General features: G+C 61.2%; 17 protein-coding genes. 3 read left to right on the top strand and 14 right to left on the bottom strand.

What is annotated here, in order from left to right:
* Positions 1–17: 17 nt before the first annotated feature.
* Entirely contained in the window at positions 18–821 is an 804-nt protein-coding gene (locus LOY52_RS02105) for a hypothetical protein (RefSeq protein WP_007967258.1), read from the top strand.
* Positions 822–877: 56 nt separating this feature from the next.
* Here LOY52_RS02105 and LOY52_RS02100 read toward each other — a convergent pair whose 3' ends face one another.
* The gene (locus LOY52_RS02100; RefSeq protein ID WP_007943750.1) at positions 878–1,165 is read right to left on the bottom strand and encodes an addiction module antidote protein; all 288 of its coding nucleotides are present in this window, start codon (positions 1,163–1,165) and stop codon (positions 878–880) included.
* A complete protein-coding gene (locus tag LOY52_RS02095) occupies positions 1,162–1,467 on the bottom strand; it encodes a type II toxin-antitoxin system RelE/ParE family toxin (RefSeq protein ID WP_258678000.1) in 306 nt (101 codons plus the stop codon). The genes LOY52_RS02100 and LOY52_RS02095 overlap by 4 nt, the downstream gene beginning before the upstream one ends.
* A 117-nt stretch (positions 1,468–1,584) precedes the next feature.
* Between LOY52_RS02095 and LOY52_RS02090 the strand changes: the two genes are divergently transcribed.
* Positions 1,585–2,022 carry an excinuclease gene (locus LOY52_RS02090; protein ID WP_258677998.1) on the top strand — a complete coding sequence of 146 codons (438 nt, stop codon included), beginning with the start codon at positions 1,585–1,587 and terminating at the stop codon, positions 2,020–2,022.
* 82 nt (positions 2,023–2,104) lie between these two features.
* On the opposite strand, the gene LOY52_RS02085 is transcribed toward LOY52_RS02090, so the two are convergent.
* The gene (locus tag LOY52_RS02085; protein WP_258677997.1) at positions 2,105–3,001 is read right to left on the bottom strand and encodes a LysR family transcriptional regulator; all 897 of its coding nucleotides are present in this window, start codon (positions 2,999–3,001) and stop codon (positions 2,105–2,107) included.
* A gap of 118 nt (positions 3,002–3,119) precedes the next feature.
* On the opposite strand from LOY52_RS02085, the gene LOY52_RS02080 reads away from it, so the two are divergent.
* On the top strand, positions 3,120–4,394 hold the full coding sequence (locus LOY52_RS02080) for an MFS transporter (protein WP_258677996.1): 1,275 nt from the start codon (positions 3,120–3,122) through the stop codon (positions 4,392–4,394).
* 177 nt (positions 4,395–4,571) lie between these two features.
* Here the strand turns inward: LOY52_RS02080 and hemE are convergent, their stop codons facing one another.
* The 11 genes from hemE to LOY52_RS02025 form a co-directional block, all read right to left on the bottom strand.
* Positions 4,572–5,639, bottom strand: a complete 1,068-nt coding sequence (hemE, locus tag LOY52_RS02075) for a uroporphyrinogen decarboxylase (protein WP_007968321.1) — start codon at positions 5,637–5,639, stop codon at positions 4,572–4,574.
* A 254-nt stretch (positions 5,640–5,893) separates the two neighbouring features.
* Positions 5,894–7,312, bottom strand: coding sequence for an FAD-dependent oxidoreductase (locus LOY52_RS02070; RefSeq protein ID WP_007909438.1), 1,419 nt, complete (start codon positions 7,310–7,312; stop codon positions 5,894–5,896).
* Between the two features lie 33 nt (positions 7,313–7,345).
* Positions 7,346–11,791 (bottom strand): glutamate synthase large subunit, encoded by a 4,446-nt coding sequence (gene gltB / locus LOY52_RS02065; protein WP_258677994.1) that lies wholly within the window; start codon positions 11,789–11,791, stop codon positions 7,346–7,348.
* A gap of 350 nt (positions 11,792–12,141) precedes the next feature.
* Entirely contained in the window at positions 12,142–13,731 is a 1,590-nt protein-coding gene (locus tag LOY52_RS02060) for an AAA family ATPase (RefSeq protein ID WP_123585560.1), read from the bottom strand.
* Between the two features lie 10 nt (positions 13,732–13,741).
* Positions 13,742–14,842, bottom strand: a complete 1,101-nt coding sequence (gene aroB, locus LOY52_RS02055; protein WP_027611317.1) for a 3-dehydroquinate synthase — start codon at positions 14,840–14,842, stop codon at positions 13,742–13,744.
* A gap of 151 nt (positions 14,843–14,993) precedes the next feature.
* The gene (gene aroK, locus LOY52_RS02050) at positions 14,994–15,512 is read right to left on the bottom strand and encodes a shikimate kinase AroK (protein WP_027611316.1); all 519 of its coding nucleotides are present in this window, start codon (positions 15,510–15,512) and stop codon (positions 14,994–14,996) included.
* Between the two features lie 4 nt (positions 15,513–15,516).
* The gene (gene pilQ / locus LOY52_RS02045; RefSeq protein WP_258677992.1) at positions 15,517–17,595 is read right to left on the bottom strand and encodes a type IV pilus secretin PilQ; all 2,079 of its coding nucleotides are present in this window, start codon (positions 17,593–17,595) and stop codon (positions 15,517–15,519) included.
* A 13-nt stretch (positions 17,596–17,608) separates the two neighbouring features.
* Positions 17,609–18,136, bottom strand: a complete 528-nt coding sequence (locus tag LOY52_RS02040) for a pilus assembly protein PilP (protein ID WP_027611314.1) — start codon at positions 18,134–18,136, stop codon at positions 17,609–17,611.
* Positions 18,133–18,756 carry a type 4a pilus biogenesis protein PilO gene (gene pilO / locus LOY52_RS02035; RefSeq protein ID WP_027611313.1) on the bottom strand — a complete coding sequence of 208 codons (624 nt, stop codon included), beginning with the start codon at positions 18,754–18,756 and terminating at the stop codon, positions 18,133–18,135. Before pilO ends, LOY52_RS02040 begins: the two co-directional genes overlap by 4 nt.
* Complete coding sequence (locus LOY52_RS02030; RefSeq protein WP_258677991.1) at positions 18,753–19,319, bottom strand: PilN domain-containing protein; 567 nt, start codon at positions 19,317–19,319, stop codon at positions 18,753–18,755. Before LOY52_RS02030 ends, pilO begins: the two co-directional genes overlap by 4 nt.
* Positions 19,319–20,383, bottom strand: coding sequence for a pilus assembly protein PilM (locus tag LOY52_RS02025; protein ID WP_258677990.1), 1,065 nt, complete (start codon positions 20,381–20,383; stop codon positions 19,319–19,321). The genes LOY52_RS02030 and LOY52_RS02025 overlap by 1 nt, the downstream gene beginning before the upstream one ends.
* Positions 20,384–20,512: the final 129 nt, after the last annotated feature.

The raw sequence follows: 20,512 nt of genomic DNA, 5'->3' as shown, positions 1-20,512 counted from the left end.
CGTTTGGAGTGAAGGGAATGACTCAGTTTCACCGCATCGCCGCCCTGCTGGCCCTGGCCTTTGTGCTCGGCGGTTGCACCAGCAAACCGGTTTACAACGCCAAGGAAGAGTTCTCGCCCAACCTCGGCTTCACCCAGCAACAGATGAGCCGCGCCATCGTCACCGCGCTCAATGATCGCCAGTGGGTCGTGCAGTCGGTGCGCCCGGGCATGATCAAAGCGGCGATTACCGTACGCGGCCGTCACCACGCCGAAGTCGACATCCCGTTCAGCCCGACCTCGTTCGAAATCGACTACCGCAGCAGCTACGGCCTCGACGCCAAGGACGGCAAGATCCACGGCAACTACAACCGCTGGGTCAACCGCCTGCGCGACAATGTGCTCAAGGAGCTGTCGATCAACCCGGACATCGAGTTCGTCAACGACCTGGGCATCGTCAAGCAAGGCGCCGACGAACCGACCTACCTGAGCTTTCGCGAGGGCGTCAAACGCGCCACCGACGCCGGCCTGCTGGACGGCAGCGTGAAGTTCTACCTGGCCGGAGAAACCCTGCCAAAACAGGTGCGCAAACTCGACACTGTGAGCAGCAGCCGCAAGACCAACGGCTCGAACAAATCCGACACCGACGCCTGCTTCTGGGCCCTGCAGTCGGCCCTCGCGACCCTGCAGAACGCCGCGAAAAAAGCCGACGCCAACGCCGTGATCAACATCGCCAGCGTCGACCAGCGCGACCTGTACAAAGACACCGAGAAATTCCAGTGCCGCGCAGGGCTGGTGGTGTCGAGCGTGGCGTTGCGTGGGGATTTGGCGCACGTCGATTGATTGACAGTAGAAACGACAAAGGGCGCCTTGCGGCGCCCTTTGCTATTCAGTTCAGCTCAAGTGCTGGCATGTAACTTCAAGCCCAACGCCTTCACCACTTTCAGAATCGTTCCAAACTCAGGATTTCCTTCACCTGACAGTGCACGGTAGAGACTTTCTCGAGACAGCCCGGCGTCACGTGCGACTTGGGTCATGCCTCGCGCTCTCGCAATGGTGCCCAGTGCCTTGGCGATAAAGGCAGGATCATCTCCAGCCTCCTCCATGCAGGCATCCAGATAATTGGCCATGTCCTCTTCTGTCTTGAGGTACTCGGCTGAGTCCCAACGAGTGAATTGTTCGGTCATGGGTTTTGCTCCTGCCAAGACTCCGCGATGAGCCTGGCTTGCTTGATATCTCGGGGTTGGCTGCTCTTGTCTCCACCACAAAGGAGGATGACCACTTGCCGACCTTGTTGCATGAAATAGACTCGATATCCGGGGCCATAGTCAATTCTGACTTCGCTGAGCCCCTCACCGACGGCTTTGACATCACCAAAATTCCCATCGGCCATACGATCAATGCGCACCTGAATACGCAACCTGGCGCGGTTGTCAGCCAGCTTCAAAAGCCAGGTGGAGAATGTTGAACTTCGAATGATCTCGGGCATGACCGAGAGTGTAGCCCTTGAGCTACACATGTACCAGACGGTTTTTTCTGCACCGACGTACGGTGTCTACACTCCATAAATCGTTGAATGCTGACTCGCAAAGTCAAGGAGATGACCATGCAAGTGAAAGCCTTGATTGCCGCCACGCTCCTCGGGTTATTGCCCAGCGCCAGCCACGCCACCAATCTGATGTACATGCCGTTCGAGACCGTGCTCTCGGACGCAATTCGCGCCGGGCGGCTGGATGGCAGTGTGAAGTTCTATCTGATCGGCAATGGGCCGCAGGGCACGCAGCGCTTGTTGCGCCGGGATGTGGTCAGTGATTTGAGCACCAACGGCTTCAACAAGAGTGATCACGATTCCTGCGAGTGGGTGCTGCAGTCGAACCTGATCAAGTTGCAGGCCGACGCCAAGCGGGTCGGGGCGAATGCGGTGGTCAATATCGTCAGTTACTACGACCAGCATGTGCGCAAGGATTTGAATACCTATGAGTGCCGGGCCGGGGTGTTTGTGACGCGGGTGGCGTTGAAGGGGGATCTGGTGCGGTTGCCCTGACGGCAAGATCAAAAGATCGCAGCCTGCGGCAGCTCCTACATTGGAATGCTTACCTGTAGGAGCTGCCGCAGACTGCGATCTTTTAAGCGGACTCAACCTTGCGTGTCAGCAGTTCGACGAACGCCTTGGCCATCGGCGATTTCTGATCCTTGCGCTGCACCAGCCACACCGCCGACACCGCCTCCGGATCGAGCAGCGGTCGATAGACCACGCCGTCGATGCGCATCCGCTGGTAGGAGGCCGGCAACACCGAAACCCCCAGCCCCGCTGCGACCAGTCCGATGATGGTCATCGCCTCACCGGCCTCCTGGGCGAAGTGCGGACTGAACCCGGCATCGCGGGCCAGACTGAGCAGTTGCGCATACAGCCCGCTGCCGTAGCTGCGTGGAAAGAACACGAACGGCTCCAGCGCCAGCGCCGAGAGGAACAGCCCTTCCTCGCTGCCTTGCGCCAACGGATGTTTGGAGCCGAGCACCGCCACCAGCGGCTCACGCATCAGCTCCACCACACTCAGCGAATCCGGCAGGCCCAGCGGGCGCATGATCCCGACCTCGATCGACTCATCCACCAGGCCCTCGGCGACTTGCGTGCTGCTCATCTCCCGCAGGTTCAGGTGCACTGCCGGGAAACGCTGGCGAAAAGCAAAAATCGCCTGGGGAATGGTCGAGTTGAACGGCGCCGATGAGGTGAAGCCTATCTTCAATTCACCCAATTCGCCGAGTTGCGCACGCCGGGCGACGTCCGCCGCTTTGTCGACCTGCGCCAGCACCAGCCGCGCCTCCTGCAGAAACAATCGGCCGGCCTCGCTCAGCTCGACCCGACGATTGGTGCGCTCGAACAACCGCGCGCCGACCTCTTGCTCCAGCGCCTGAATCTGCTGACTCAGCGGTGGCTGAGAGATCCCCAGCACCTGTGCGGCGCGGCCGAAATGCAATTCTTCGGCGACGGCGATGAAGTAGCGCAGATGACGCAATTCCATGGAAACCCCATTAGGTCGTTAAAGCTATCAAACAGGTCGAACAATATATTGGATAGAAACATTAGCCAGCTATATGATTTTTTCATTGCCTGCCTGGCCGTGCCCTCCGAGGTCTGATGTGAAAACCGCCGCCGCCCCTCTTGCCCATGAAGTTCCGCCTGCCGCGGCGGACGATGTCATCGCCGAGCTGCAGGAGATCTACATCGAAAAAGGCACGCCGATGTTCATGCGCACGGTGCTGGCGCTGTTCAGCGGCGGCTTCGCGACCTTCGCCCTGTTGTACTGCGTGCAGCCGATGATGCCGCTGCTGTCCCACGAGTATTCGATCAATGCCGCGCAGAGCAGCCTGATCCTGTCGGTGGCGACCGGCATGCTGGCCTTCGGGCTGTTGATCACCGGGCCGATCTCGGACCGGGTCGGGCGCAAACCGGTGATGGTCGCGGCACTGTTCGCCGCCGCGCTGTGCACCATTGCCAGTTCGATGATGCCGAGCTGGCACGGCGTGCTGATCATGCGCGCGCTGATCGGTCTCTCGCTGAGCGGCCTGGCGGCCGTGGCGATGACTTACCTGAGCGAGGAAATCCACCCGCAGCACATCGGTCTGGCGATGGGCCTGTACATCGGCGGCAACGCGATTGGCGGGATGAGCGGGCGGTTGATCACCGGGGTGTTGATCGACTTCGTCAGCTGGCACACGGCGATGCTGGTGATCGGCGGTCTGGCGCTGATCGCGGCGGCGGTGTTCTGGAAGATCCTTCCCGAATCGCGCAACTTCCGCTCACGCTCGCTGCACCCACGCAGCCTGCTCGACGGCTTCACCATGCACTTTCGCGACGCCGGCCTGCCATTGCTGTTCCTCGAAGCGTTCGTACTGATGGGCGCCTTCGTCACCCTGTTCAACTACATCGGCTATCGCCTGCTGGCGGCGCCGTACAACCTCGATCAGGTATTTGTCGGCTTGCTGTCGGTGGTGTATCTGTCGGGTATCTACAGTTCGGCGAAGATCGGTTCGCTGGCGGACAAACTGGGACGGCGCAAAGTGCTGTGGGCAACCATCGCACTGATGTTCGCCGGCCTTGCGCTCACGATGTTCACACCGCTGTTGCTGGTGATCGTTGGCATGTTGATCTTCACCTTCGGCTTCTTCGGCGCACACTCGGTGGCGAGCAGCTGGATCGGCCGTCGGGCGCTGAAAGCCAAGGGCCAGGCGTCGTCGTTGTACCTGTTCAGTTATTACGCAGGGTCGAGCATTGCCGGGACGGCGGGCGGCGTGTTCTGGCATCTTGGCGGCTGGAATGGCATTGGCCTGTTCATTGGCGCACTGTTGCTGATCGCGCTGTTGGTAGCATTAAAGCTGGCGAAGTTGCCGCCACTGCAGGGCGTCAAAGCCTGACACAGGACCCATGTGGGAGCGAGCCTGCTCGCGAAGGCGTTTTGTCAGTTGATGCAAAGTTTGCTGATCCACCGCTTTCGCGAGCAGGCTCGCTCCCACAGTGGAATCTGTGTCCGACATTGAATCGTGCAAACAAAAATGCCCGGCATAAGCCGGGCGTTTTTTATTGGGCGTCGATCACTCGTGATACTGCGCCGACAACTCGTGCACCGCACGCAGGAACGCGCCGGCATGTTCCGGATCGACCTCAGGGGTGATGCCGTGGCCGAGGTTGAACACGTGGCCGCTGCCCTTGCCGTAGCTGGCCAGAATGCGCCCGACTTCAGTGCGGATCGCTTCCGGCTTGGCGTAGAGCACGGTCGGGTCCATGTTGCCTTGCAGCGCGACCTTGTCGCCAACACGGGCGCGGGCATTGCCGATGTCACAGGTCCAGTCCAGGCCCAGCGCGTCGGCGCCAGCCTCGGCGATGCTTTCCAGCCACAGGCCGCCGTTTTTGGTGAACAGGATCACCGGCACCTTGCGCCCGTCGTGCTCGCGGATCAGGCCGCTGACGATTTTTTTCATGTAGGCCAGGGAGAACTCCTGATACGCCGCCGCCGACAGGTTGCCGCCCCAGGTATCGAAGATCTGCACCGCTTGCGCGCCGGCCTGGATCTGGCCGTTGAGGTACGAGGTCACCGACTGCGCCAGCTTGTCCAGCAGCAGGTGCATGGCTTGCGGGTTGTCGTAGAGCATCGCCTTGGTCTTGCGGAAGTCTTTCGACGAGCCGCCTTCAACCATGTAAGTGGCGAGGGTCCACGGGCTGCCGGAGAAGCCGATCAGCGGCACACGGCCATTCAGCTCGCGGCGAATGGTGCTGACCGCGTCCATCACATAGCCGAGATCCTTGTGTGGATCAGGAATCGGCAACGCTTCGATGTCCGCCAGGGTGCTGACGACTTTCTTGAAGCGCGGACCTTCACCGGTCTCGAAGTACAGGCCCTGGCCCATGGCATCGGGGATGGTGAGGATGTCGGAGAACAGGATCGCCGCGTCCAGTTGCGGGTAGCGGTCGAGCGGTTGCAACGTGACTTCGCAAGCGAATTCCGGATTCATGCACAGGCTCATGAAATCACCGGCCTGGGCACGGCTGGCGCGGTATTCAGGCAGGTAGCGGCCGGCCTGGCGCATCATCCACACCGGGGTGACGTCTACAGGTTGCTTGAGCAGGGCGCGGAGGAAACGGTCGTTCTTCAGGGCAGTCATGTCGGCATCCGGAAAAAAAGTGCGGGCATTTTCTCAGAGCGCGACGCAAAAGGCACGGATGCAGGTCAGCCTTTTGTCTATCGGGTCAATTTATTGCGTTGGAAATGCGTTATCCGCAACACCGAGAAACAACTGTGGGAGCGAGCCTGCTCGCGAATAGGCCGGTACATCCAACAGTGAAGTTGGCTGACAGACCGCTTTCGCGAGCAGGCTCGCTCCCACAGGGTTATTGCGTTTGGTTCAGGGGTCCGAAGTTAGACGCCCAGGTAATCCAGAATCCCTTCAGCGGCGTTGCGGCCTTCGAAGATCGCCGTCACCACCAGGTCGGAACCGCGCACCATGTCGCCACCGGCGAAGATTTTCGGGTTGCTGGTCTGGTGCTTGTACTGACCCTGCTCAGGCGCGACGACGCGGCCCTGGCTGTCGGTCTGGATCTCGAACTGCTCGAACCACGGCGCCGGGCTTGGACGGAAACCGAACGCGATGACCACGGCGTCGGCCGGGATGATCTCTTCGGAGCCCGGGATCGGCTCAGGGCTGCGACGGCCACGGGCGTCCGGTTCGCCGAGACGGGTCTCGACCACCTTCACGCCTTCGACCTTGTCTTCGCCGACGATCGCGATTGGTTGGCGGTTGTAGAGGAATTTCACGCCTTCTTCCTTGGCGTTCTTCACCTCTTTGCGCGAGCCGGGCATGTTCGCTTCGTCACGGCGATAAGCACAGGTCACCGACTTGGCGCCCTGACGGATCGAGGTGCGATTGCAGTCCATCGCCGTGTCGCCACCGCCGAGTACCACGACCTTCTTGCCTTTCATGTCGACGAAATCTTCCGGCGACTTTTCAAAGCCCAGGTTGCGGTTGACGTTGGCGATCAGGAAGTCCAGCGCGTCGTAGACGCCCGGCAGATCCTCACCGGCAAAACCGCCCTTCATGTAGGTGTAGGTGCCCATGCCCATGAACACGGCATCGTATTCGGCGAGCAGTTGCTCCATGGTCACGTCCTTGCCGACCTCGGTGTTGAGGCGAAACTCGATGCCCATCCCGGTGAAGACTTCGCGACGATTGCTCAGCACGGTCTTCTCAAGCTTGAACTCGGGAATGCCGAAGGTCAGCAGACCGCCGATTTCCGGGTTCTTGTCGAACACCACCGGGGTCACGCCGCCACGCACCAGCACGTCGGCACAGCCCAGACCCGCCGGGCCCGCACCGATGATCGCGACACGTTTGCCGGTCGGTTTGACCTTGGACATGTCCGGGCGCCAGCCCATGGCGAACGCGGTGTCGGTGATGTACTTCTCGACCGAACCGATGGTCACCGCACCGAAACCGTCGTTGAGGGTGCAAGCACCCTCGCACAGCCGATCCTGCGGGCACACCCGGCCGCAGACTTCCGGCAGGGTGTTGGTCTGGTGCGAAAGCTCGGCGGCCTGGAGGATGTTGCCCTCGGCCACCAGCTTCAGCCAGTTGGGAATGAAGTTGTGCACCGGGCACTTCCATTCGCAATACGGGTTGCCGCAACCCAGACAGCGGTGGGCCTGATCGGCCGACTGCTGGGGTTTGAACGGTTCGTAGATCTCGACGAACTCTTTCTTGCGCTGACGCAACAGTTTCTTCTTCGGATCCTTGCGCCCGACATCGATGAACTGGAAGTCGTTATTCAGACGTTCAGCCATTGTTAAAACCTCATCAAACTCTTCAGGCGCATATCACTGCGGGTTGGCACGAGTGCTGGAAAGCAACGATTTCAGGTTGGCAGCCTTAGGCTTCACCAGCCAGAAACGACGCAGGTAGTCATCAAGGTTTTCGGCGAGTTCACGACCCCACTCGCTCTCGGTTTCCTTGACGTACTCGTTCAGCACGTTCTGCAGGTGGCTGCGGTAGGCTTCCATCGCCTCGCCGCTGATCCGCTGGATTTCCACCAGTTCGTGGTTGACCCGGTCAACGAAGGTGTTGTCCTGGTCGAGCACGTAGGCGAAACCACCGGTCATGCCAGAGCCGAAGTTGTAACCGGTCTTGCCCAAAACGCAGACGAAACCACCGGTCATGTACTCGCAGCAGTGATCGCCAGTGCCTTCCACGACCGTGTGGGCACCGGAGTTACGCACAGCGAAACGCTCGCCCGCGGTGCCGGCGGCGAACAGCTTGCCACCGGTGGCGCCGTACAGGCAGGTGTTGCCGATGATGGCGCTATTCTGAGTCTGATAGACGCTGCCCTTCGGCGGTACGATGACCAGTTTGCCGCCGGTCATGCCTTTGCCGACGTAGTCGTTGGCGTCGCCTTCCAGGTACATGTGCAGACCGCCGGCGTTCCACACGCCGAAGCTCTGACCGGCCGTGCCTTTGAAGCGGAAGGTGATCGGCGCGTTGGCCATGCCCTGATTGCCGTGCTTGCGCGCGATTTCGCCGGAGATCCGCGCACCGATCGAACGGTCGCAGTTGCAGATGTCCAGTTCGAACTCGGCGCCGCTGAGGTCGTTGATCGCCGACGTCGCCATGTCGACCATTTTCTCGGCCAGCAGGCCTTGGTCGAACGGGGGGTTGCGCTCGACGCCGCAGAACTGCGGTTTGTCCGCCGGGATGTGATCGCTGCCCAGCAGCGGGGTCAGATCCAGGTGGTGTTGCTTGGCGGTCTGGCCTTCGAGGATTTCCAGCAGATCGGTGCGGCCGATCAGCTCTTCGAGGGAGCGCACGCCGAGCTTGGCCAGCCACTCACGGGTTTCTTCGGCGACGTAGGTGAAGAAGTTCACCACCATGTCGACCGTACCGATGTAGTGATCCTTGCGCAGCTTCTCGTTCTGCGTCGCAACGCCGGTGGCGCAGTTGTTCAGGTGGCAGATGCGCAGGTATTTGCAGCCCAGGGCGATCATCGGTGCCGTACCGAAGCCGAAGCTTTCGGCGCCCAGGATCGCAGCCTTGATCACGTCGAGGCCGGTTTTCAGGCCACCGTCGGTCTGCACCCGGACTTTGCCACGCAGGTCGTTGCCGCGCAGGGTCTGGTGGGTTTCAGCCAGGCCAAGTTCCCATGGAGCGCCGGCGTATTTGATCGAGGTCAGCGGCGAAGCACCGGTACCACCGTCGTAACCGGAGATGGTGATCAAGTCCGCATAGGCCTTGGCCACACCGGCGGCGATGGTGCCGACGCCCGCTTCCGCCACCAGTTTCACCGACACCAGCGCCTTCGGATTGACCTGTTTCAGGTCGAAGATCAGCTGCGACAAGTCTTCGATCGAGTAGATGTCGTGGTGCGGCGGTGGCGAAATCAGGGTCACGCCCGGCACTGCGTAACGCAGCTTGGCGATCAGCCCGTTGACCTTGCCGCCCGGCAGTTGCCCGCCCTCGCCCGGTTTGGCGCCCTGCGCGACCTTGATCTGCAGCACTTCGGCGTTGACCAGGTATTCCGGGGTGACGCCGAAACGGCCGGTCGCGACCTGCTTGATTTTCGAGCTCTTGATGGTGCCGTAGCGCGCCGGGTCTTCGCCGCCTTCGCCGGAGTTGGAACGCGCACCGAGGCGGTTCATGGCTTCGGCCAGGGCTTCGTGAGCTTCCGGCGACAGAGCGCCCAGCGAGATACCGGCGGAGTCGAAGCGCTTGAGCACCGATTCCAGCGGTTCGACTTCACTGATGTCCAGCGGCTTGTCGAGGGTCTTGACCTTGAACAGGTCGCGAATCATCGACACCGGACGGTTGTCCACCAGCGAGGTGTATTCCTTGAACTTGGCATAGTCGCCCTGCTGCACGGCGGCTTGCAGGGTGTTGACCACGTCCGGGTTGTACGCGTGGTATTCGCCGCCGTGGACGAACTTCAGCAGACCGCCCTGCTGGATCGGTTTGCGCGGGCTCCAGGCTTCGGTAGCGAGGGCTTTCTGCTCGGCTTCGATGTCGACGAAACGCGCACCCTTGATGCGGCTCGGCACGCCACGGAAGCTCAGCTCGCACACTTCTTCGGACAGGCCGATGGCTTCGAACAGCTGCGCACCACGGTATGAGGCGATGGTCGAGATGCCCATCTTCGACAGGATCTTCAGCAGACCTTTGGTGATGCCCTTGCGGTAGTTCTTGAACACCTCGTAGAGGTCGCCCAGCACTTCACCGGTGCGGATCAGGTCGCCCAGCACTTCGTAGGCCAGGAACGGATAGACCGCCGAGGCGCCGAAACCGATCAGCACCGCAAAGTGATGCGGATCGCGGGCGGTGGCGGTTTCCACGAGGATGTTGGAGTCGCAGCGTAGGCCTTTTTCGGTCAGGCGGTGGTGCACCGCGCCGGTGGCCAGCGAAGCGTGGATCGGCAGTTTGCCCGGCGCGATATGGCGGTCGCTCAGGACGATCTGGGTACGCCCGGCACGCACGGCTTCTTCAGCCTGATCGGCAACGTTGCGGATCGCCGCTTCGAGGCCGACGCTTTCGTCGTAGTTGAGGTCGATGATCTGCCGCTCGAAACCCGGGCGGTCGAGGTTCATCAGCGAGCGCCACTTGGCCGGCGAGATCACTGGCGAGCTGAGGATCACGCGCGAGGCGTGCTCCGGCGATTCCTGGAAGATGTTGCGCTCGGCCCCGAGGCAGATTTCCAGCGACATCACGATCGCTTCACGCAGCGGGTCGATCGGCGGGTTGGTGACCTGCGCGAACTGCTGGCGGAAATAGTCGTACGGCGTGCGCACACGCTGCGACAGCACGGCCATCGGCGTGTCGTCGCCCATCGAGCCAACGGCTTCGTAGCCTTGCTCACCGAGCGGGCGCAGCACCTGATCGCGCTCTTCGAACGTGACCTGATACATCTTCATGTATTGCTTGAGCTGATCGACGTCGTAGAACGCCGAACCGTGGTCGTTATCTTCCATGGTCGCCTGGATGCGCAGGGCATTCTTGCGCAACCATTGCTTGTACGGATGACGGGACTTCAGACGGTTGTCGATCGCGTCGGTGTCGAGGATCTGCCCGGTTTCGGTGTCCACGGCGAGGATCTGGCCCGGGCCGACACGGCCCTTGGCGATCACGTCTTGCGGCTGGTAGTTCCAGACGCCGATTTCCGACGCAACGGTGATGAAACCGTTGGTAGTGGTGACCCAGCGCGCCGGACGCAGACCGTTACGGTCGAGCAGGCATACCGCGTAACGACCATCGGTCATCACCACGCCGGCCGGGCCGTCCCACGGCTCCATGTGCATCGAGTTGTACTCGTAGAACGCACGCAGATCCGGGTCCATGGTTTCAACGTTCTGCCACGCTGGCGGAATGATCATCCGCACGCCACGGAACAGGTCGATGCCACCAGTGACCATCAGTTCGAGCATGTTGTCCATGCTCGAGGAGTCGGAACCGACACGGTTGACCAGCGGGCCGAGCTCTTCCAGATCCATCAGATCGTTGGTGAACTTGGTCCGACGGGCCTGCGCCCAGTTACGGTTACCGGTAATGGTGTTGATCTCGCCGTTGTGGGCGAGGAAGCGGAATGGCTGGGCCAGCGGCCATTTCGGCAGGGTGTTGGTGGAGAAGCGCTGGTGGAACACGCAGATCGCGGTTTGCAGGCGCTGGTCACCCAGGTCCGGATAGAACGCCGCCAGGTCGGCCGGCATCATCAGGCCTTTATAGATGATGGTCTTGTGCGAAAAGCTGCAGATGTAGTGGTCGGTGTCGGCGGCGTTGGCCACCGACGAGCGACGACGGGCGCTGAACAGCTTGACCGCCATGTCCTGATCGCTCAGGCCTTCACCGCCGATGTACACCTGCTCGATCTGCGGCAGGCGCTCGAGGGCCAGGCGGCCGAGGACGCTGGTGTCGATCGGCACTTTGCGCCAGCCGATCAGTTGCAGGCCTTCAGCGAGGATCTCGCGGTTCATGTTCTCGCGAGCGGCTTCGGCCTTGGCCGGATCCTGGTTGAAGAAGACCATGCCCACGGCATATTGCCTGGGCAGTTCGACGCTGAAGTTTTCCTGGGCCATCGCCCGCAGGAACGCATCAGGCTTTTGAATCAGCAGACCGCAACCGTCACCGGTCTTGCCGTCGGCATTAATCCCACCGCGGTGGGTCATGCAGGTCAGGGCCTCGATGGCCGTTTGCAAAAGGGTATGACTGGGCTCGCCCTGCATATGGGCTATCAGGCCGAAACCGCAGTTATCCTTGAATTCATCTGGTTGGTACAGACCTGCTTTCATAGACACTTTCTCACCAGGCTGCCTCTTTACGAGGCAAATTTCTTTTCAATTCAACCACTTGCTTTCCGCGCCGAACGTACGCCGGCTTTGCGGGGGCAAAAGGGTGGTCATTGTACACAGCGACACAGAGGCTCACAAATTTGACGACGAAATGTCGCAAATTCATGTCGCATTTGTGAAAGGTTTAAAGCGATATGCTGTGCTAGTCAAAACTTTTTTAATTTTGACCGCAACGACTCAAAGACTACTGTGACGCAGACACCACAAGGCACGCGGCCCGTAAGGGCGGCGCGCACTTGTAGAAATTTTGAGGTGCTTGGAGAGGCGGCCTGGGTAAGGCCGCCGAATCTTCAGCGAGTTGTTGCCAGTTCCTGTTGGACGCTGGCGACAGTGCGAGGCCAAGGTTTACCAGCCTGAACCTTCGCTGGCAAGGCCTTGATGGCAGAAACGGCTGCATCACGATTGGCGAAGTTGCCGTAGGTGATCACGTAGAGAGGCTTGCCGTTGAGGACTTTCTTGAAATAACGGTACTCGCCGCCCTGCTCTTTGACGAAGTTCTGCGCGGTCGCTTCGGAGCTGGTGCCGAGGATCTGCACCACGTAATTGCTGGTCGGCTGACCGGCGTACCAGCTGCCACCGGCAGCCTTGGCCACGGTAACCGGCTTCTCGGCCGGTTTGGCAGCCGCAACAGGCTTGGCCGGGGCCGGAGCCGGTTTGGCCGCTGGCGCTGCCGGAGCAGGCTTGGCGGTGGCGACCTGAGTCGGTGCCGGGGTCGGCTTGGCCGCCGGAACAGGTACTGGCGTCGGCGCTGGACCGGCCGGAACACCTGCCGGTGGTGCGGAAGTCGTTACGGTCGGCGGCGTCGCGCTGGAACCTTCGACAGGCACGCCGTCGTCGCCTTCGGTGATACCGCCAGCAGCCTCAGCCAGCGGGCCGCGCATGACCGGTTGCGAGTTGCCGACCAGCGGCAGCGGCATCGGCTGGGTATTGCCGGCGAACTCGACGTTAGGTGCGCCACCCTTGGCGCCCTGACCCAATGGCAGTTGTGCCTGTTCGTTGGCGGGTGCGCCGGTGGTTGGCGCCTTGTTGCGACCCGGCATCAGCCAGGCGGCGGCGACCGCGACCACAACGACGGCGGATATCGCCAATACGTGTTTCTTCGGCATGTTGAACCCCATACTTGGACGCTTGACCGCAGAGCGGCTGGCAATCATGACTTCGATCAGTGCATCGCGAGCGACCTGGTTGATGTTGCCAGGCCAACCCTCGGCGCTTTCGTGAATCTCAGAGATCTGATCCGCGGTGAAAAGTTCGACACCCCGGCCCGCACCTTCCAGCCGTTGGTCGAGATATTCGCGGGTCTCTTCTTCGGTATACGGCTGCAGTTCGATGACGTGGAAGCGCTCTTCCTCGAGGTGCAAGGCCTCCAATTGCGCGATCAGCGACGACTCACCGAACAGGAACACATGCGGGCGACCTTCCGGTGCCCCGGCACCCAGCGCCATCAGCGCTTCGAGGGCGGATTCGTCGAGCTGCTCGGCGTCATCCACCAGCAGATAGACCTCCTGGCCGGTAAGCGCGAGCTGCACCACCTGATCCAGAATCGCGCCAACTTCGGCCTGAGCCACGTTCAGTGCCTGAGCCACCTGACGCAGCACACCGGCAGCATCGCCAGCCCCACGGGCCGACACGACAACGCTTTGCACCGATTGTTTGTTGGTGCTGGCTACCAGCGCCTGACGCAGCAGGGTCTTGCCGCTGCCCTGCGGGCCGGTGACCACCAGCAGCAACTGGCTGTAACGCGCCAGGTGGTGCAGTTGACCCAGCACCGGCTTGCGCTGGGCCGGGAAGAATTTGAAGCCCGGCACCCGCGGTGCGAAAGGGTCGTGACTTAACTGGAAATGGCCGAGGAACGCCTCGTCGGCATGCAAACTAGTCATCGGAATCTTATTAACCTTTAAGCTGAGCCAGAGCGCGGTAATCCGCTCCCAGCGTGGCCTGTAGAACCTCTTTCGGATAATCGGCGGTCACCACCGCTTCGCCCATCCGGCGCAGCAGCACCAGGCGCAGACGACCGTCGATCACTTTTTTATCAATTGCCATATGTTCGAGAAAATCGGCTTCGGTCATTTCTTCCGGCGGGATCACCGGCAGCCCGGCACGCTGGAACAGACGAATGCCGCGATCACGTTCCTGCTCGCTGATCCAGCCCAGACGCGCGGACATTTCCAGCGCCATCACGGTGCCAGCGGCCACCGCCTCACCATGCAACCAGACACCATAGCCCATGTGGGTCTCGATGGCGTGACCGAAGGTGTGGCCGAGATTGAGCGTGGCGCGCACGCCGGTTTCCTTCTCATCGGCGCCGACCACTGCCGCCTTGGCCGCGCAGGAACGCTCGATGGCGTAGGTCAGGGCCTTCTGGTCCAGCGCGCGCAGGGCGTCGACGTTGTCTTCGAGCCAGGTCAGGAACGGCTCGTCGCAGATCAGACCGTACTTGATGACTTCGGCCAGACCGGCGGACAGTTCACGCTCCGGCAGGGTTTTCAGCGATGCAGTATCGATCAGCACCACGTTCGGCTGATAGAACGCGCCGACCATGTTCTTGCCCAGCGGATGGTTGATGCCGGTCTTGCCGCCCACCGACGAATCGACCTGGGACAGCAGCGTGGTAGGAATCTGGATGAAATCGACACCGCGCTGGTAGCAGGCGGCGGCAAAACCGGCCATGTCACCGATGACACCGCCGCCGAGGGCGATGATCGTGGTGCGGCGGTCGTGACGGGCAGTCAGCAGGCCGTCGAAGATCAGTTGCAGGGTTTCCCAGTTCTTGAAGGCTTCGCCGTCCGGCAGCACCACCGAGATCACCGAGAACTGCGCAAGGCTGCGGGTCAGACGTTCGAGATAGAGCGGTGCCACGGTCTCGTTGGAGATGATTGCCACTTGCCGCCCATGGATATGCGGCGCCAGCAACTCGGGCTGATCCAACAAACCTTCGCCAATATGAATCGGGTAGCTGCGCTCGCCTAGATCGACCTTGAGTGTCTGCATGTGTCCCCACAGTGAAGATGGAAGCAGGCGTCCTGCCCTGAATTATTGGTTGTCTGCGGCCTGTAGCGAATCTGACGCCGCTCGCACGCCATCCGCCACAACTTTGGCGGCTGTGACAGGACGCCGAGGATAGCGCATTTCCGGCGGCGCTTTAACGGGGTGGCAGCTGTGCCAGACGGTCGAGAATGTCGAGCACCACCATGCGCGGTGGCCGTTCGTCGGTTTCCACCACCAGATCGGCGATCTCCCGATAAAGCGGATCGCGGATCTCGAGCAGGTCTCGCAGGGTTTTCGCCGGATCGGCGGTGCGCAGCAAAGGACGATTGCGATCACGCGACGTACGCCCGACCTGCTGCTCGACGGAGGCGTGCAGATACACCACCCGTCCGCCCGCGTGCAGGGCCTTGCGGTTGGCATCGCGCATCACCGCGCCGCCACCTGTCGCCAGCACCACGCCGTCGAACGCGCACAGCTCGGCGATCATCGCCTGCTCACGGTCACGAAAGCCGGGCTCGCCTTCCTTGTCGAAGATCCACGGGATATTGGCGCCCGTGCGCAGTTCAATTTCCTTGTCGGAATCTTTGAACGGCAGGCGCAGCTCTTTGGCCAGCAACCGGCCGATGGTGCTTTTTCCAGCGCCCATCGGTCCTACAAGAATCAAATTTCGCACAGAATCAACGACTCACAGCAATCGCCTGGTTATTCATGATACGCGGAGTGAGAAATACCAGCAGCTCGGATTTTTTCTCCGAAACCACATCACGCCGGAAAAGGCGGCCAAGATACGGCACATCGCCAAGAAATGGCACCTTATCTACGACCTTGCTTTGAGTATTTGAGAAAACGCCCCCAATCACGATGGTCTCGCCGTCGTTCACCAGCACCTTGGCGTTGACCTCGTTCTTCTTGATCGGCGGCACATCCTGCACCTTGTTCAGGTAGTCCGGCTCATCCTTGGTGACCTTGACCTCCATGATGATGCGGTTGTCGGGGGTGATCTGCGGCGTCACTTCCAGCGACAGCGAAGCCTCCTTGAACGACACCGACGTCGCACCGCTGGAGCTGGCTTCCTGATACGGAATCTCGGTCCCTTTGAGTATCTTTGCCGTCTCCTTGTCGGAGGTGACTACTTTGGGCTGCGAGACAATTTCACCGTTGCCGGTCTTCTCCATGGCGGTCAGCTCAAGATCGAGCAGCACATTGTCGGTGATGAAGGCGATGCCGATCCCCGAGGTATTACCGACCGTGCCCATGTCGACGAACGGCGAGTTGGTACTGGTACTGCCCGGTGTGCCGATAGTGGTCGACGAGCCATTGCTGACCCCCGAGGTGTTCCAGTTGCCCTTGTTCTGGATCGAGCCGCCCCAGCGCACGCCCAGGCTCTTGTCGTAATCGACGTTGGCCTCGACGATCCGCGCCTCGATCATCACCTGGCGCACCGGAATATCCAGTTGAGCCACGATCCGCCGCAGTTCGTCGAGGCGATCCTGGGTCTGGTAGGCAATGATGTTGTTGGTGCGCTCATCGACAGTAATCGAGCCACGCTCGTCGATTTTCGCCTCGGCACTGGTCACCGACTGGAACAGCTTGGCGATGTCCGCGGCCTTGGCGTAATTCACTTGCAGCAGCTCGCGGCGCAGCGGTGCCAGTTCGGCGATCTGTTTCTGCGACTCCAGTTCCTGGCGCTCGCGGGCGGCGATTTCGTCGGCCGGCGCCACCAGCAACACGTTGCCGATCTTGCGTTTATCCAGCCCCTTGGTTTTCAGCACCAGGTCCAGCGCCTGATCCCACGGCACGTTTTGCAAACGCAAGGTGATCCCGCCCTGCACCGTATCGCTGGCCACCAGATTGAGGTTGGTGAAGTCGGCGATCAGTTGCAGCACCGAACGCACGTCGATGTCCTGGAAATTCAGCGAAAGTTTTTCGCCGCTGTAGCTGTTGCGGTCAGCGTTGCGCTTTTGCAGGTCATCGACCGTCATTGGGCGAATACTGACGGTCAGTTTGTTGTCGGTCTGGTAGGTGGAATAGTCGAACGTGCCGCTGGGTTCGACGGTGATGACCGCACGATCACCGGTGGCGGCAGCGTTGACGAACTGCACCGGCGTGGCGAAGTCCTTGACGTCGAGGCGCACCCGCAGCCTGTCGGGCAACTGCGTGCGGGCAAAGCTCAGGATGATCTTGCCGTCATGCTCCTGGATGTCCGGGGCGATGGTCGGATCCGACAGGTCGATGACGACGTTGCCCTCCCCCGCAGTGCCGCGCTGGAAGTCGACGCCACGAATGGTTTTGGCGACGGGGGTATAAGCCTTCGCCGGCGCTGGAGCCGCGACCGGTCGCGGCGCAACAGCGGCTGGCCGTGGCGCAGCAGGCTTGGCGCCCTGCCCGACCACCACGAACAGATTGTTGCCCTCGACCCGCGAGGTGTAGGGCGTCAGTTGCGTCAGGTTGATGATCAAACGCGTACGGTCGTTGGCCTCGACCACTGTAGCGGTTCGCGCGTTGCCGCTGCCCAGATCGCGGGTCTTGTTCGTCAGTTGGCTGGCGACACCCGGCAGATCCAGGGCGATTCGCGCCGGCGATTCGGTGGTGTAGCCCTTGGGTTGCGGTGGCGGGCTGTCGAACGACAGCTTCAACTCGATGCGATCACCCGGTAACGCCGCGACATCCAGCGTCTTGAGGCTGGCCGCCTGAACCATCGGTGAAAGCAGCGCTATCCATAGCGAAAAACCGAGGGTGGAGAAAATCCTGTTCATTGTTCGACTTCCACTATGAGTGCTCTTTCAAAGGAATGGTGCGCGGACGTTCCAGCCAGGCGCCTTCGCCGTCGGGCACGATCTCGACCACATCGACCTGAGTGGCGCTGATGGCGACGATGCGACCGTCGTTGCGCCCCAGGTAGTCGCCGACTTTCAACCGATGCACTGCACCCGCCCCGCGCAGCAAGGCAAAGGAGCCGCTGGCATTGGAGATCGTGCCGACCATTTCAAACTGCTCGATGTTGAAACCTTCGAGGTATTGCTTGACCCGGTTGGGGTCGGGTTTGACGTTGCGCGAGCCGCGCTGCTGCCCAGCCAGATCGACGCGCACCTGGCGCGAGAACGGGCTGCGCAGGTTGGCCGCGCTGTAGGTAAAAGTAGGATAGGAATGAAACGTCGGCGTCGGCTCGATCCGGCCGGCTGGCCGCAGACGCACTTCGTTCATGTAGGCATCGAGGTCGCTGAAGTCATCTCCACCAAAGCATCCGCCAAGACCCAGCAACAGCACCGACAGGGCGAAATAACGGATCGGGGTCATTTGTCCAACCCCTTGTCGTTATAGCGGTAGGTCTTGGCGAGAATGCTCATGCGCAGCTTCGTCCCGCCGTCGGGATTGGCCGGTGCCAGTTCGAAATCGTGCAAGGTGACGATCCGTGGCAACCCGGCGACGCCACTGACGAAGGTCGCGAGGTCGTGGTAAGCCCCGGTGACAGTGATCTGGATCGGCAACTCGATGTAGAACGGCTGGGTCACTTCCGGCAGCAGCTTGATCTCTTCGAATTCGAGACCACTGCCCAGCCCGGTGCGGGTGATGTCTTCGAGCAATCCCGGGACTTCGGTGTCGCTGGGCAACTGCCGCAGGAGTACGCCGAAGGAGTTCTCCATCTCCTTCATCTGCTGGGTGTACAGCTCCAGGTTGGCGGCCATGTGCGCCTTGCTGGCGAACTGCTCCTTCAAGGTGTCTTCTTCCTGACGCTTGGCTTCCAGCTGGTTTTCCATGTCGCTGATGAAAAAGTTATAGCCAAGCGCCAACACCAGCACCGCCAATAACGCCCCGGCGATGGTTTTCACCGCAGCCGGCCAGGAGCCGATATTGCTGGTGTCCAGATCGTTGAAGTCGATGTTGCGCAGACTTTGCAGCCATTCGGACGGCTTCATTTGTCGCCCTCCATCACGGCTGGCTGGGTCTGACGCACAGTCAGCTGAAACACGTTGGCCTGATCCACCTGACCGGCGGTCGTCGCCTTCACCTCGTTCAAGCTGGGCGCATCGAACCAGTCGGAAGCGTCCAGATTGCGCATCAGCTCCGAGACGCGATTGTTCGATTCCGCCGCGCCGCTGATCGACAGCGTTTTGCCGAGCAGTTTCACGCTGGTGAAATACACCCCGTCCGGCAACGTGCGCGCCAGTTGGTCGAAGATCCGCCCGCTGATCTGCCGGTTGCCCTGCAAGTCCTGGATGATGCGCATGCGCTCGACCAGTTGCTGGCGCCGTGCCTTGAGTTCGCTGATCTGCTTGATCCGCTCGTCCACCACGGCGATCTGTTTGCCGATGTAGGCATTGCGTGCTGCCTGCCGCTCGATGGCGGTACTGAAGATCTGATCGGCGATGAACACTGCGCCCACCGAACCGACGAAGACCCCGATCAGGATCAGCAGAAAGCGTTTGCGCCGCTCTTCGCGGCGTTCCTCACGCCAGGGGAGAAGGTTGATCCGCGCCATCAGTCGAAACTCCTGAGCGCGAGCCCGCAGGCAATCATCAGGGCCGGCGCGTCACTGGCCAGGGCTCCGGCGTTGACCTTGCTGCTCAAGGCCATGTCGGAAAACGGGTTGGCGACCTGGGTCGGGGTGCCCAGACGCTGTTCGATCAGCCGATCCAGCCCCGGCACCGAGGCGGTGCCGCCGGCCAGCAGAATGTGATCGACGGCGTTGTACTGCCCGGAGGCAAAGAAGAACTGCAACGAGCGCGAGACCTGCTGCACCAGAGCATCACGGAACGGCTGCAATACCTCGCTGACATAGTCATCCGGCAGGCCGCCCTGCTTTTTCGCCAGCCCTGCCTGCTCGACGGTCAGGCCGTAGCGGCGCTGGATCTCCTCGGTCAGTTGCCGGCCACCGAACAGCTGTTCACGGGTATAGATGATGCGGCCGTTATTCAGGACGCTGAGGGTGGTCATGGTCGCGCCGATGTCCACCACCGCCACGGTCAGGCGCTCCTGCGAGGCTGCCAGTTGAGTAGCGAGCAGACTGAACGAGCGCTCCAGCGCATAGGCCTCGACATCGACCACGCGCGCGGTCAGCCCGGCCAGCGCCAGCGCCGCTTCGCGGACTTCGACGTTTTCCTTGCGACAGGCGGCCAGCAGCACGCTGACCCGCTCCGGGTTGCGCGGCGACACGCCCTGGACTTCGAAATCGATGGCGACTTCGTCCAGTGGATAGGGAATGTATTGGTCGGCTTCGATCTTCAGCTGGTTTTCCAGCTCGTCATCGGTCAGCCCGGCGTCCATCTCGATGATCTTGGTGATCACCGCGGAACCGGCCACCGCCACCGCCACGCTCTTGAGCCCGGTGCGCGCCTTGACCAGCACCCGGGACAAGGCATGGCCCACGCCTTCGAGCTCGGCGATGTTCTTTTCGACCACGGCGTTTGGCGGCAGCGGCTCTACCGCGTAGGCCTCGACCCGGTAACGGTCGCCCTGACGGCTCAGCTCCAGCAGCTTCACCGAAGTGGAGCTGATGTCGATCCCCAGTAACGTATTGGTCTTTTTCTTGAAGAGTCCCAGCACTACCAATTCCCTATGACTTTCCGTGAGTTACGGACTCTGTAATACGCATTGCGTTCCTTCACCCCGTCTTGACAGAAGCGCAAATGACGCCCCCAGCAGAAAAGTGCTTATAATGCCCAGCGTTTTTTT

The sequence above is a fragment of the Pseudomonas sp. B21-051 genome, from assembly GCF_024748795.1.
GTDB lineage: Bacteria > Pseudomonadota > Gammaproteobacteria > Pseudomonadales > Pseudomonadaceae > Aquipseudomonas > Aquipseudomonas putida_A.
Note: the sequence above shows the minus strand (reverse complement) of the source record. Positions and strands in the feature narration are given on the sequence as shown.

Excerpts from the sequence above, each read along its gene's own strand:
- aroB (WP_027611317.1), bottom strand. The coding sequence starts at position 14,842 with ATGCAGACACTCAAGGTCGATCTAGGCGAGCGCAGCTACCCGATTCAT.
- LOY52_RS02070 (WP_007909438.1), bottom strand. The coding sequence starts at position 7,312 with ATGGCTGAACGTCTGAATAACGACTTCCAGTTCATCGATGTCGGGCGC.
- LOY52_RS02100 (WP_007943750.1), bottom strand. The coding sequence starts at position 1,165 with ATGACCGAACAATTCACTCGTTGGGACTCAGCCGAGTACCTCAAGACA.
- pilO (WP_027611313.1), bottom strand. The coding sequence starts at position 18,756 with ATGAAGCCGTCCGAATGGCTGCAAAGTCTGCGCAACATCGACTTCAAC.
- pilQ (WP_258677992.1), bottom strand. The coding sequence starts at position 17,595 with ATGAACAGGATTTTCTCCACCCTCGGTTTTTCGCTATGGATAGCGCTG.
- LOY52_RS02105 (WP_007967258.1), top strand. The coding sequence starts at position 18 with ATGACTCAGTTTCACCGCATCGCCGCCCTGCTGGCCCTGGCCTTTGTG.
- LOY52_RS02040 (WP_027611314.1), bottom strand. The coding sequence starts at position 18,136 with ATGACCCCGATCCGTTATTTCGCCCTGTCGGTGCTGTTGCTGGGTCTT.
- gltB (WP_258677994.1), bottom strand. The coding sequence starts at position 11,791 with ATGAAAGCAGGTCTGTACCAACCAGATGAATTCAAGGATAACTGCGGT.
- hemE (WP_007968321.1), bottom strand. The coding sequence starts at position 5,639 with ATGACTGCCCTGAAGAACGACCGTTTCCTCCGCGCCCTGCTCAAGCAA.
- LOY52_RS02090 (WP_258677998.1), top strand. The coding sequence starts at position 1,585 with ATGCAAGTGAAAGCCTTGATTGCCGCCACGCTCCTCGGGTTATTGCCC.
- LOY52_RS02030 (WP_258677991.1), bottom strand. The coding sequence starts at position 19,319 with ATGGCGCGGATCAACCTTCTCCCCTGGCGTGAGGAACGCCGCGAAGAG.
- LOY52_RS02060 (WP_123585560.1), bottom strand. The coding sequence starts at position 13,731 with ATGACTAGTTTGCATGCCGACGAGGCGTTCCTCGGCCATTTCCAGTTA.
- LOY52_RS02095 (WP_258678000.1), bottom strand. The coding sequence starts at position 1,467 with ATGCCCGAGATCATTCGAAGTTCAACATTCTCCACCTGGCTTTTGAAG.
- LOY52_RS02085 (WP_258677997.1), bottom strand. The coding sequence starts at position 3,001 with ATGGAATTGCGTCATCTGCGCTACTTCATCGCCGTCGCCGAAGAATTG.